Annotated in this window: 8 protein-coding genes; 5 read left to right on the forward strand and 3 right to left on the reverse strand. The window is 43.0% G+C overall.

Annotated elements, in window-relative coordinates:
• Positions 1 to 294: 294 nt before the first annotated feature.
• The gene (locus tag V1499_RS01880) at positions 295 to 2,622 is read left to right on the forward strand and encodes an AAA family ATPase (RefSeq protein ID WP_409273327.1); all 2,328 of its coding nucleotides are present in this window, start codon (positions 295 to 297) and stop codon (positions 2,620 to 2,622) included.
• A 276-nt stretch (positions 2,623 to 2,898) separates the two neighbouring features.
• Positions 2,899 to 3,885: a diaminopimelate dehydrogenase gene (locus tag V1499_RS01885; RefSeq protein ID WP_409273329.1), complete on the forward strand. Its 987-nt coding sequence runs from the start codon at positions 2,899 to 2,901 to the stop codon at positions 3,883 to 3,885.
• A 510-nt stretch (positions 3,886 to 4,395) separates the two neighbouring features.
• Here V1499_RS01885 and fdhD read toward each other — a convergent pair.
• On the reverse strand, positions 4,396 to 5,184 hold the full coding sequence (gene fdhD, locus V1499_RS01890; RefSeq protein ID WP_409273331.1) for a formate dehydrogenase accessory sulfurtransferase FdhD: 789 nt from the start codon (positions 5,182 to 5,184) through the stop codon (positions 4,396 to 4,398).
• 386 nt (positions 5,185 to 5,570) lie between these two features.
• Between fdhD and V1499_RS01895 the strand changes: the two genes are divergently transcribed.
• From V1499_RS01895 to V1499_RS01905, 3 genes are all read left to right on the forward strand, one after another.
• The gene (locus tag V1499_RS01895) at positions 5,571 to 6,827 is read left to right on the forward strand and encodes an OFA family MFS transporter (RefSeq protein WP_409273333.1); all 1,257 of its coding nucleotides are present in this window, start codon (positions 5,571 to 5,573) and stop codon (positions 6,825 to 6,827) included.
• Positions 6,828 to 6,897: 70 nt separating this feature from the next.
• On the forward strand, positions 6,898 to 7,257 hold the full coding sequence (locus V1499_RS01900; protein ID WP_409273335.1) for a DUF2294 domain-containing protein: 360 nt from the start codon (positions 6,898 to 6,900) through the stop codon (positions 7,255 to 7,257).
• A 140-nt stretch (positions 7,258 to 7,397) separates the two neighbouring features.
• Positions 7,398 to 9,761: an FdhF/YdeP family oxidoreductase gene (locus tag V1499_RS01905; protein ID WP_409273337.1), complete on the forward strand. Its 2,364-nt coding sequence runs from the start codon at positions 7,398 to 7,400 to the stop codon at positions 9,759 to 9,761.
• A gap of 184 nt (positions 9,762 to 9,945) precedes the next feature.
• Here the strand turns inward: V1499_RS01905 and V1499_RS01910 are convergent, their stop codons facing one another.
• Together V1499_RS01910 and V1499_RS01915 are read right to left on the reverse strand one after the other, a co-directional pair.
• Positions 9,946 to 11,640, reverse strand: coding sequence for a M3 family oligoendopeptidase (locus tag V1499_RS01910; protein WP_409273339.1), 1,695 nt, complete (start codon positions 11,638 to 11,640; stop codon positions 9,946 to 9,948).
• A 356-nt stretch (positions 11,641 to 11,996) separates the two neighbouring features.
• Positions 11,997 to 12,665, reverse strand: a complete 669-nt coding sequence (locus tag V1499_RS01915; protein ID WP_409273341.1) for a Type 1 glutamine amidotransferase-like domain-containing protein — start codon at positions 12,663 to 12,665, stop codon at positions 11,997 to 11,999.
• Positions 12,666 to 13,013: the final 348 nt, after the last annotated feature.

Here is a 13,013-nt window from a genome sequence, read left to right on the forward strand (position 1 = left end):
TAATTTAGGTGGACACGGCTACATAAATCCATTTTGCTTTTTCTACAATCAGCAGTCCAGACATATCGAGTGCGTTTCATGGTTAAGTTTTAAAGGTGAATAAACTGATTTGTGCATGACAACAGTGTATAAAAGGATTACTACACTAGCCGTCATGCACCTTTTGTGTTTGTGGAACATTTATGAAACAAGAAAATCCGGGTAGTTACAGGCATTCTAATTAAGCGCACCCTTTCGTAACCCCGTGTCCGATATGGTACGATAGTAAAAAACAGTAAACAGGTGTGAGGAACTATGCCACAGCAAACAAAATGGAACGATGAACTGGACCAAAAAGGTTATATCGATGACGAGGTAGAAATTCTCGCTTATATAATGGAGCATGATCAAACACTTAGCGCAAAGGAAATTGGCCGGCTGCTCGTGATAGCTGCGAAGTCCCGCTTCCAAAAAGACAAAAGGGACCGGCTTGGAATGGTCTGGATGAAGAGGGCCGCCGAGCTTGACCCAGCTAACCTAGAAGCACAGGAATTTTTGAACAAATCTACCTGGCGGGCGGCAGCGCCATTTTTAGACTCATTGGATTTTCCACTTATCAGGGAGACGGATAATCGGACGACAAAGAAGAAAATCGCTGAGGAATATATAATGATCTGCCGTAAATTCCTTGAACAGGCTGATGATCAGCTGGATCAACTGGACAACTGGCATCATGGCGTAGTGGACCCAATACAGGCAAAGCTTTATAACTTGATGCTGGATGCAATCAAATCAACTAGCCAACTTTTAAAAGCTGCCGAGGAATACGACCAATCAATTACAGGGGTTTTTCACACAGCGGCATATATGGAAGAACTGTCCGCTAGACTTGAACAGGTAGAGGCAATAAAAAAAGAATGGGCCAGCCTATTCGCTGAAACGTCAGAGCAAGAAAATGAAGCTAACGTAAATGCGATTGATGAATTAAATCAGATGATTGGTCTTGAAACAGTCAAGGCTCGTGTTAAGGATTATTATCAGTACCTTAAGTTTCAAAAAAAGCGTAAGGACATGGGCTTCCAGATGAAAGATGAGCTTAGCCTGAATTTTGTCTTTACCGGGAACCCGGGTACGGGAAAAACAACCCTGTCCAGGCTTTTGGCAAGAATTTTTCATGAGCTTGGCATTTTGCCAAGGGAAGAGGTCATAGAAACAAATAGATCTCAGCTGGTGGGATCATATGTTGGCCAAACGGAGGAAAATGTCCGTAACATTGTCAGCAAGGCTGTTGGAGGAGTCTTGTTTATTGATGAAGCCTATAGCCTTAAACGGGAGGGCCAAACAGGCAATGATTATGGACAAGCCGCAATTGATACACTGGTTTCATTGATGACTGGAGAGGAATTTGGCGGAAAGTTCGCAGTTATACTGGCTGGTTATCCTGAAGAAATGAGGATTTTCCTTGATGCGAATCCGGGCCTTCGAAGCCGATTCCCCCAATCCAACCATATTTTCCTTCGTGACTATACAAATAAAGAACTTGTTACAATTGGTGAGAAAATTGCCGAGGACAATGACTATCTTTTAACAAAAACGGCAAAGAACGCATTAGAGGAACGGCTTGAACGTGAAAGGGTAGACGAAACTTTTGGGAACGCAAGAACTGTTCATAACCTCGTTCTTGAGGCAATTTTTCGAAAAGGAGCAGCGAAAGATGACAATGTGTTAGACATTCTTCGTTTCTCTATTCTGGACGGAAACGATTTCAAGCTGCCAGTCCAGGAAAGCCGCAACCGGCCTCTTGAAAAACTGGAACGTCTGATCGGGTTGGATTCCTTAAAGAGTGAAATGAAAACCCTGGCAGCCTTCGTCAAGCTCCAGCAAATGAGGAGGGACAGCGGCCTGCCCACGGTCCCCGTACAGCTTCATTCAGTATTTACCGGAAACCCCGGTACAGGGAAGACAACGGTAGCAAAAATATATGCGGAAATTTTAAAAGAGAACGGATTTCTAAAGCGCGGCCATTTAGTGATTGCTAGCAGAGCGGACCTTGTCGCCAGCTATGTTGGCCAAACAGCCGAAAAAACGAGAAAGAAAGTCCGCGATGCACTCGGCGGGGTCCTGTTCATTGATGAAGCCTATTCATTGCTTAGCACATCTGGAGGGGACTTCGGCAAGGAGGCTATTGAAACTCTGGTAGATGAAATGACGAGGCATAATGAAAATCTCGTTATTGTCCTTGCAGGATACCCGAAACAAATGGAAGCACTGCTGGAATTTAACCCTGGGTTAAGGTCCCGCTTTAAAAAATTCTTCCATTTTCCTGATTACAATCCAGAGGAGCTCCTCGAGATAATGATTAACTATGCAGAAACTTATCAATACAGGCTTTCCGGGGACGCTAAGGACTATATCCTTGAGTCTCTTCAGGATAAGCAGGTTTCGGGAAATGGCAGGTTTGCGGCGAATCTTATTGAAGAGGCGATCCAGGCCCAGTCATTGAGGCTCTCCTTGATGGAAGATATTACTCTGGCCGATGCCGAGGCGCTATCAAAGCTTGAACTGGCTGATATAGAAAAAGCTTTCCTGAAAATACGAAATGGAGAAAAAGAAAGCAAACACAAATCAGAATTTGAAGTCTGATGTGTGGCAAAGCTTGTGAAGCTGTTGGAGAAAATAATTCTTATCCCACAGGGACGGTCCTTTTGGTACATAAAAAGCCACAAGAACCGTCCCTGTGGTCTGTATTTTTGTTATACAAAAATAAATAACTATTTTCCCAATAATTTAGTGAATTACTTAGGACGATACGATTGAAAAGTATATTAAAATAGATTATGGTAAAAAAGATTCTACTTATGAGTATTTAGAAAGTGAATATAATGAAAAATAAAGAAAAGATAGAAATGGAGAAAGAGTATGAGTAATCAAATTAGAGTAGGAATTGTCGGCTATGGTAATCTTGGCAGAGGAACAATTGAAGCAATCAAGCTGTGTTCAGATATGGAGCTTGTTGCTATTTTTACAAGAAGAGCACCTGAAACCCTTTCAGTAAATGAACCGAATGTAGAGGTTTTGCCTATTTCGAGTGCAGAGGAATATAAGGACAAAATTGATGTGATGATCTTATGTGGAGGTTCAGCAACAGATCTTCCAGATCAAGGTCCGTATTTTGCTAGAATGTTTAACACAATCGATAGTTATGATACACATGCAAAGATTCCTGAATATTTTAGTGTAGTTAATGAAGCGGCTAAGGAAAGTGGCAAGACTAGCATTATTTCTGTTGGCTGGGATCCAGGTTTATTTTCACTTAATCGATTAATGGCTGAAGCCATCCTGCCAAATGGTGAAACGTACACGTTCTGGGGGAAAGGACTGAGCCAAGGGCATTCTGACGCTATTCGCAGAGTTGAGGGTGTAGCAGGTGGTGTTCAGTATACAGTACCGATTGATGAAGCGATCATGAAGGTCAAAAGTGGAGTGAATCCTGAATTATCTACAAGTGAAAAACACCGCCGTGTTTGTTATGTCGTAGCACAAGAAGGATATGACAAAGCAAAAATTGAGCACGATATTAAAACAATGCCGAACTACTTTGCTGACTATGATACAGAAGTAAACTTTATTACAGCAGAAGAATTAAAAGAAAACCATTCAAAATTACCACATGGCGGGTTTGTGATTCGAAGCGGAAAAACAGGAAAAGAAAATAACCAAATTATTGAATACTTCCTTAACTTAGAGAGCAACCCAGAATTTACAGCTAGTGTACTAGTGGCATATGCACGGGCAGCTTATCGTTTAAATAAAGAAGGACAAACTGGAGCAAAAACTGTTTTTGATGTTGCACCCGGGTATCTGTCTCCAAAATCCGCTGAGGATTTGAGAAGAGACCTATTGTAAAAGAGGTTCCTGTCCCTCAGTACGGCAATGATCTAATGATTAGGGGAGCAGAAACCTTGAATATAGACTGATTTTGTTTTAATGATAAAAACTCACCAAAAAACCCGTGTGTTGCCGCAAACACACGGGTTTTTTGAAGAAGTTGATTAACTTTAAATGTAACTCCAATAAGTTTTGAATAGATAAAATTGTGGATCTATCGGAAAAATAATTACTATATTAGAATATAAAAAGATGGAAAGAAAATTCATTGACGAGAACTATATAGGTTGAAATAAATTTTTGCAAATTTAGTTTGGAATGTAAGTTGATTGGAGCGGAGGGCACCGACTCCAGCGGGATGTAGCGGCAAGGTGGAGACCCCACAGGCGCTCGCGCCGAGGAGGCTCCACTGACGCCCCGCGGAAAGCGTGTGCATGGAGCGGAAATCAACCGCAAGGTTACATTAGAATTACAATTTCTGACTCAACCTATATAGTTGCTTTAAAAAAGATGCTCCACCAAGATTAATTAATCAACTATTCTTTCTGGACAGGAATAGACATTGAAAGACCCGCCCCGAATGAAGCCAACAGCTGTAATGTTTAAATCCTGTGCAAGCTTGATGGCCAAATCAGTCGGCGCTGACTTGGATAATACGATTCCTACCCCAATTTTCGCAGCCTTCAATAACACTTCAGAAGAGATCCTTCCGCTGAATACAATAATTTTATCCCTTACAGAAATACTATTCAAAATACTAAATCCGAATAATTTATCCAGTGCGTTATGTCTGCCAATATCAGTACGAACAGCAATGATCTCATCCGGTGTACACAGTGCGGCATTATGCACTCCTCCGGTTTCCTGAAACACCTCTGAGCTGTTTTGCATTTCATTCATGAGATAAATGCTTTGGGATGCACTTATTTTTGTTTTTGACATGGACGTTCTAGCTGTCCGGGCGTCGTTGTGGAAATAGAACTGGCGGCTTTTCCCGCAACAAGAGCCAATGAACCGCTTTGAATAATACTGCTGATTCGTAGTGGAATTCACCTTCAATTCAACATAGGCATATCCACGATCTTCATCTATGTTGAGTGATAGTATGTCACTATAAGTGCGTATAACCCCTTCCGATGCAAGAAAACCGACGACCATTTCTTCAAAATGGGTAGGAGTAACGACCATTGTGGCAAACTCGACTTCATTGACGAACACAGTCAAAGGGAATTCGTTCACGATCACATCTTCAACATTAAGAAAACGGCCATCGGCATATTTGGTTATTTGATATTTTTGGCTCATACTTTCCAGCATTATCATCACCCCAATCTATGACAAATTTTTGAATTATTAAAATCTAATCACATTCTATTCATTTTCACAAGAAAAATAATTACCATGCACATAGTGTAAATTTAATAGCATAAGAGTTGCGCTTGACTTTGTGAAATGATACTATTTTTGTAAAGTTCACAAAAATGTCACATTTTGATGCGGAATAGCGATCCTGTTCTCGGTTAAAGTGTGAACATTTGAAAGCGATTACTGTTAGTCTGAAAGTAGCGAACCTGCTGGAACCTAACCGTCAGTCTTTTTCTGCATGCAACCTTTGCATGCATGACAGATTGGCGGTTTTTTTGCTGCAATTTGCCCTACAGACAAACAGTCCATACAGAAAAAAATCAACGAGGAGGTAAGAAATGAAAACGAAAAACCGATGGCTCATTGCTGCATCGGCTGTGGGAATTCATATTTCCATTGGCTCTGTCTATGCTTGGAGCAACTTTACAAATCCCTTAATGGAGCAATTTGGCTGGAATTCAAAGCAAGTCCAATTCACCTTCAGCCTAGCGATCTTGTTCCTTGGCTTGTCTGCCGCTTTCCTTGGCCACTTTGTCGAGAAGCATGGACCGAGAAAGGCTGGGCTTCTTGCAGCCGCGTTCTTTGGCGCAGGCATTATAGGTTCAGGAATCGCAGTAAATCTTGGTTCCCTGCCGTTACTGTACATAACCTATGGAGTACTGGGCGGCATTGGCCTGGGAGTCGGTTATATCGCTCCGGTTTCGACTCTTGTAAAATGGTTTCCTGACAGGCGCGGCCTTGCAACAGGACTTGCGATCATGGGATTTGGTTTCGCGGCTGCAATCAGCAGTCCAATCATGGATTCATTGATTAAATCGGTTGGCACCGCTAATACTTTTTTTATCTTGGGAGCTGCCTATCTCGCAATTATGACATTATCATCTCTTTATTTGGAAAAGCCTCCAGTGAATTGGCTTCCTGAAGGATTCAAGGAAAAGGTAGAGTCCGGAAAAGCCAAAGTTAAGCAGGATCTATCCCAGTTAACGGCTAATGAAGCTGTCAAAACGAAGCGTTTTTATTATCTATGGCTGATGCTTTTCATTAACGTAACGTGCGGAATTGCAATCCTGTCTGCTGCAAAGCCACTGTCGCAAGAAAGTATTGGATTGACAACCGCCGGAGCGGCTGCGCTTGTCGGAGTAATGGGGCTATTCAACGGTTTCGGCCGCCTTGGCTGGGCATCAATATCTGATTATATCGGCCGCCCTAATACGTATACCATTTTCTTTGCTACTCAAATTGTTTTGTTTGCGTTGCTGCCACATACAACAAACGCCTTGTTGTTCCAAATCATGCTTGCGATTGTCTACACTATGTACGGCGGCGGTTTCGCTTCCATTCCTGCCTACATCGGGGATTTGTTTGGAACGAAACAGCTTGGTGCGATTCATGGGTATATTCTTACAGCATGGGCGGCTGCAGGGTTGGCCGGACCGATGTTTGCAGCATGGATGTTTGATAAAACACAAAGCTATGCAGCGAGCCTAACCTATTTCGCAGGGTTGTTTGTCGTTGCACTTGTCGTATCAATCGTCATCCGCTATGACATACGCAGGTTGCGCAAACAAAACGAGCAACAGCAGCTTGCATCTTGATTTCTTTTTTAATCGAGCTCCGTATGGTAAAATACCAATCATTATGAGCCTCTGGGAGTAGGGGGAAATTATGAATAAATACGAAGCTGAGTTTAGTAATTTGGTCCGTTCCTTTCGGAAGAAGCATATGGGAAAAGGACCAAGCAGAATTACCACGACATTTTGTAAAAAATGGGCAATTTGTGAAATGGAAGGAAACCTTTCACCGGTAGAGAAATTCATCGCTTCTGCAAACGAGGGTAAACAGGCATTGCGGGCAGCCAGGACCGAAATGGTAAAGGAAATGTACCGAAAAAACCCTCCTTTGGAAATGGAAGAATTTCTTGGCTGTAAATTTGTTGAGGTTTTCGTCGATATTGATATTGACCGTGACTTTGGAATGTCAGTTTTTGTTTTTGATCAAGACATAGAAAAAAAGTTTTGTAATTAACTTGAAGGTATGGCACTTGGCAGCGTTCCTGCTAAAGACTAACCACCGTTTACCTGGGAATTCTCGTAATTCCAGTGTTTGCGGTGGTTTTTTCTTTACAGAAAGCTTTTGTATTTATGATTTAAATAGGAGTGTTTTAAATGGGAAAAACGAAACATCCAGGACCACAGAAAAAAGCGGCTATGCCAGCACCGGAACATTGGGTCAGCCCAATTCCTTTCGGGCTCGGCAAGGTAAAGCCGAAACATATACGTGATACTGTTAAAACACTATGGGAGAACCGCGACAATTTCGGGTATGCCACCAATATCCTGACAAAGGGTGTGTGTGACGGCTGTGCACTCGGAGTGTCGGGGCTTCAGGATCAGACATTGACAGGCCCTCACATTTGCACGACTAGATTAAACGTTCTCCGCTTGAATACAATCGGATCGATTAAACCGGAAATCCTTCATGCCGATATTGATGAACTAAGGAAATACAGCAGTTCCGAGCTCCGTAAGCTCGGCAGAATTCCTTATCCGATGATCCGCAGGAAAGGTGAGCGTAGGTTCTCACGGATAACCTGGGATGATGCGATGAATATGATTGCTGGGAAGATGAAGAAGCTGGATCCGAAACAATTTGCGTTTTACATGACCGCGCGCGGAATTACGAATGAAACATATTATGTCGCGGGGAAGGTATCTCGTTTCCTCGGCACGAACAATATCGACAATGCCAGCCGGATTTGCCATTCCCCTTCAAAGACGGCAATGAAGCGCTCTATCGGTGTCGGAGCTTCCACCGCCAACTACCTTGACTGGATTGGTACGGATGTACTTCTATTCTGGGGAAGCGTTGCGTCCAACAGTTCACCAGTTTCCTCAAAATACATGCTTGAAGCAAAGAAAAAAGGTACAAAAATTATCGTTGTTAATCCATATCGGGAACCGGCCATGGATAAATACTGGATCCCTTCAAACCTTGAATCTGCTTTGTTCGGGACAAAGCTTGCCGATGATTTTTACCAGGTGAATATCGGAGGCGATATCGCCTTTATGCACGGAATTATGAAACATTGGTTTGAAATGGAGGAAATCCGCCAAGGTTCGGCAATTAACCACGAATTCGTCAAAGAGCACGTAAATGGCTACCACGAGTTAGTGGCACATGTCCAGCAGCAATCATGGGAAGAAATTGAAAAGTCTTCAGGCGTTACAAAGGAGCGGATCGTTGAATTGGCGGTGTTGCTTGCGAATAGCAAAAACGCTGTATATGCATGGGCTATGGGTTTAACGATGCATTCCTTTGCCACGGATAATATCTCCCAGGTGGTCAACCTTGCTTTATTGCGTGGGCATCTAGGTAGAAAACATACAGGTTTAATGCCTTTCCGGGGCCATTCTTCTGTACAAGGTTCGGGAGAAATGGGTGCTGATCCCTTTGTTTTGCCAGGGGGAGATTTCTATGGTGAAAATATAGACCGGATTGAAAAACTGTGGGGATTCAAACTGCCTGAATGGCAGGGGGATATAGTTGGTGTCACGCTGGAAAATATAGTCCTGCCAGAAGATCATGAACGGAAAATCAAACTTTACTATATGTCAGGCGGCAATTTCCTGGAGACGATGCCGGATCCTGAATTTGTAGAAAAAGCACTATCCGAACTTGAAATACGTGTCCACCAAGATATCATTCTGAACACGTCTACCCTGCTAGATGCCAAAGAGGCTGTCATAGTCCTTCCGGCGAAGACACGTTACGAGCAGGAAGGCGGCGGTACATCCACTTCAACTGAACGTATGGTTTATTTCAGCCCGGAAATTCCGGGAAACAAGAATCAGATCGAGGAAGCGCGTGCAGAATGGAAAATTTACGTCGATCTTGCTAAGCGAGTGAAACCTGAAACTGCAGCTGCAGTCGATTTTAAGGATGCCCAAGAAATCCGCAACGAAATTGCGTTAGCCAACCCTAACTATGACGGTATCCAGCACTTAAAAAATGCCGGCGATGTATTTCAGTGGGGCGGCGCATGGTTGTGCGAGGATGGTATTTGCCCTACCTCGGATGGACGAGGAAATCTCATTCCTGTTGATATCCCTGACCTCGGTAGTAAAAGGGAAGGCCAATTTGTTGTCACATCCCGCCGTGGCAAGCAGTTCAACTCCATGGTTTATAACGAAGTGGATCCATTGACTGGGGCTGGCCGCTATGATGTGTTAATGAACGAAGAAGATGCCCGGGAGCTGAGCATTGCTGAAGGTGAAGGAGTCGTTCTTTACAACGGATTCGGTGTTTTTCAGGGAAGGGCAAAGTTTGTTGAAATCTCGCGCGGGAATGTTCAAGTACACTTCCCGGAAGGCAACTTCCTCCTGCCGCGCGGCCGTTATGAAAAATATGCCGGCATCCCGGATTACAATATCATTGTCACCCTTGAAAAGGCAGACCGCTTTAACGCGAGGAAAGACGTTCAATATGTAGAAAAACGAATTGAAGAAGACGAAATTGACGCACCAGCTTAAAGTTAAAAGATGAGGGTTTCCAAAAATTTTCTTTTGGAAGCCAAGTGGAGAGGGGCGAAAACCACACGCCCATCTTTTTACTGAAATACAAAAGGTACAACTAGAAAACCTAACTAGTTGTACCTTTTTGTGTGGAATACTTCGGATTGTCTTCTACTAAGCACGGTCTCCGTGCTCCACTTTTTTAAATATCCTGAATCGTTTTTTCTAGAAATTCACCCATACGCTTAACAGCGGGCTCTGAAAAATCAAAATTGACTCCAGTTTCTTCAAAAATGGATGCAATGGATTGATTGTAGTCCGCACTTGCCCCTTTTTTATAGGATAGGACAGCTTGCTCTGGATTTTTCTGATAGTTTTCAAGTAATTGAAGAGCCCCCAGCATAGCGATGGCGTATTCAATAGTATAGAAAGGATAATGGAAATAATGGATGGTGTCCGCCCAACTCATCCCAATTTCCTCCTCAAACCCAGACGTATCGACAGGGTTTAAGCCATAACGTTTTGAGATTTCAAAGTACTTTTCATCACGCTCTTTGGCAGTGTGCATAGGATTCGTATACATCCAATGCTGGAATATATCCCCGGTTAATGGTTTTAATAACATTGAAAATGCCCATCTTAGCTCTTCACGCTGTACGCTCTTAAATTCTTCTTTTTCTGGGTAAAAATGATCTAACTTATCCAATAAGAGCAATTCCATTCCAAAAGAATATAGTTCAGCAACTTCCGCCCGTAGTTGGTATTCTTCAAAAGGCCCGTGTTCTGAAAACCCTAGGTACCCATTCACCGCATGGCCCATTTCATGAATCAATCCGCTAAGTGAATCAAAGGATGGACTGAAATTCGCGAAGACAAAGGTATCCCCGGAAACAGGTAAGAATGTACAGAAAGCACCTGGCCCTTTTCCTTTCCGATCTCCAAGATCTAGTAACCCATGCTTCCTCATGTACTCGAAACGCTCTCCAAAATAGGGGTCGGTCTTCCCTAACATTTCGGAAACTCCATCCAAAAGAGCCGATACTTCCGAGTATGGTGGGTTTTTCAATAATTTAGCGGTATTATCCCAAGGGCGATACGTATCAACACCAAGTTTGGACTTAAAAACATCTGCTAATCTATTCCAAGCTGGGACAATATGTTTTTCTACATTATCATGAAAGTCATAACAATCTTGAACAGTATACTCGCGATTTTTGACCACAAACATATAATCACGATAATTTTCAAAGCCTGCATTCAAGGCAATTTGATGGCGCAGTTGAACAAGTTCATCCATGATGGCATCTATATCAGGCTTAATTCCTTGATGGGCTGACATCATGGCGTGATAAGCTTTTTCCCGTACCTCTCTGTCAAGGAGGTCGAGCTTGGATTGGATGGACGGATAAGGCTTTTCCTCTCCTTCCCATTCAACTGTTAATCCTCCCATAATTTCACTATACTTCGTACAGAGCTCCTGTTCTTTTACCATTAACGGAATGTTTTCTTCCCTGAACAGTTTAACTTTGGACTCGCGAACGCGTCGCATTAAGCCGTAACGGTTTTCATCTAATTGATAGAAGTAAGGAGACCCGCAGCATTTCTCGTTCAATTTTGCTTCATATTTCATTAAGATTGGATGGATGACTTTCTGATCGTGAAGATAAGTGGACTTGATATCCGCATCTTCTGTGTTTCGGTAGAAATCGACTTGGTGGCCTGTCATCGCCTCCGTGATTTTCATCATTAAATCCTTTTCATCTTTTAACCACTTTTCCAGGTCAGAAATGGATTCAATCGGAACCTCAAGCAAACTTCGAAATTGAGCTTCGACCCCTTCTGCATCTTGTAAATCAATTAATTCCTTATAATATTTATGATCGGTATCTTGTGTCATGGATAACTCTCCCCCCTTAAATTAGTTTAGGTTTTCCTAATATTCATATTTAAAATTTCATAAATTAAAACTAGCTTCCCTCAAAAATATCAACATCGGAGTTTTCGTGGAAGAAGATAGAATCTGTTTTTCAATGAGAAAAAGTTTAAAAAACGAGTGTAGACACACTACACCCTATGAGTTGACCATACTATTAACGCAAGTCACAGCTGTTGTGAAAATAATTTTAAAAAAAGGCAACTAACCCGGTTGTAAGTTGGGCGTTGCCATATTGCGTTTCTTGTAATGGATTTGCAAAGCTGTGATTATAATCAGTTCCTCGAGACTGCTCCTAAAAAGCTAGCAGCATAGTAAAATCATGGCGTAAACAGTTTCCATTTCCCTTCAGATACTACTTCGACCGCTCCATCGATTACTTTGATGGCGGTTTGATCATCAACTGCATACGCCGGCCCCTGCATCCCGGCGGCCCATTTCTCTGCATTAGCCATCGTGTTATACGGCAGCATCTCGTGATCCAGATGCGGGAACATTGCAAAATCAACCAGACCAAGCGTTTCATCACCACCGTTGGGTGGGGTCCAGCCAACGAAGAATTCCCCGATGTTAGGTGCCATCACCATGCTCCCGGCACTCATTCCCACATAGACTGCGTTCAGCGACGGCAAGAGGTCGGCCAGCCCGGATTGCCGCATCCAGTGGCACAGGTAGAGGGCGTCACCGCCCGATACCAGCAGGACGTCAGTCTCCCGGACCAACGGCACCCAGCGGGCTTCGTCGATGCTTGGCAGCGCTGTGAGCTCCAACACGCCGACGGACTTCCAACCCAGATTTACCATGGGACTCTGTTCTTTCCCGCTGATAAACTCCCAGGTTTTGACGCCGGGGCCGACCCAAGGATGTCCGTACATCGCGGTGGGGATGCACAGTGCGCTAGATTCGGCAATCGGTTTGCCCAGCATGTCAACTAGCGCGTCATGTATGCTTTTGTTATTGATGCCTGCAGATGTAAGCAGTAATTTCATAACTCAACTCCTCTACTTTGTTTGATTATTCTGTCCTTTTAAATGAGATTGCGGATGTCTATTGGGACAGCTTATGCTGGTATAGCCAAACTGACCCGATGTTATTCTCGGTCTAATTAGACCCTTTATCTTTATGGGTATGTAGTTACATGCTGTAGTTAAATGTTAAAATTAGGGTGTAGGATAGTCAAGATAAAAATCTAAATATTTTGTAATTTCCATATGTCAAAGGTTTCCCAGGAATTTCTTTATACTTTTAACTCATTAAAGGAAAGAGGTTTTCTGCTGGCCAGCTAGCTAGTATTTTTCGGTACTGTCCCAAATCCTTTAAATATAATTAGTAAAAAA

This window comes from Neobacillus oceani, from assembly GCF_046237595.1.
GTDB lineage: Bacteria > Bacillota > Bacilli > Bacillales > Cytobacillaceae > Bacillus_D > Bacillus_D oceani.

What these genes read in the sequence shown, in the direction of transcription:
- V1499_RS01880 (WP_409273327.1), top strand. Translation starts at nt 295, where the DNA reads ATGCCACAGCAAACAAAATGGAACGATGAACTGGACCAAAAAGGTTAT.
- V1499_RS01885 (WP_409273329.1), top strand. Translation starts at nt 2,899, where the DNA reads ATGAGTAATCAAATTAGAGTAGGAATTGTCGGCTATGGTAATCTTGGC.
- fdhD (WP_409273331.1), bottom strand. Translation starts at nt 5,184, where the DNA reads ATGCTGGAAAGTATGAGCCAAAAATATCAAATAACCAAATATGCCGAT.
- V1499_RS01895 (WP_409273333.1), top strand. Translation starts at nt 5,571, where the DNA reads ATGAAAACGAAAAACCGATGGCTCATTGCTGCATCGGCTGTGGGAATT.
- V1499_RS01900 (WP_409273335.1), top strand. Translation starts at nt 6,898, where the DNA reads ATGAATAAATACGAAGCTGAGTTTAGTAATTTGGTCCGTTCCTTTCGG.
- V1499_RS01905 (WP_409273337.1), top strand. Translation starts at nt 7,398, where the DNA reads ATGGGAAAAACGAAACATCCAGGACCACAGAAAAAAGCGGCTATGCCA.
- V1499_RS01910 (WP_409273339.1), bottom strand. Translation starts at nt 11,640, where the DNA reads ATGACACAAGATACCGATCATAAATATTATAAGGAATTAATTGATTTA.
- V1499_RS01915 (WP_409273341.1), bottom strand. Translation starts at nt 12,665, where the DNA reads ATGAAATTACTGCTTACATCTGCAGGCATCAATAACAAAAGCATACAT.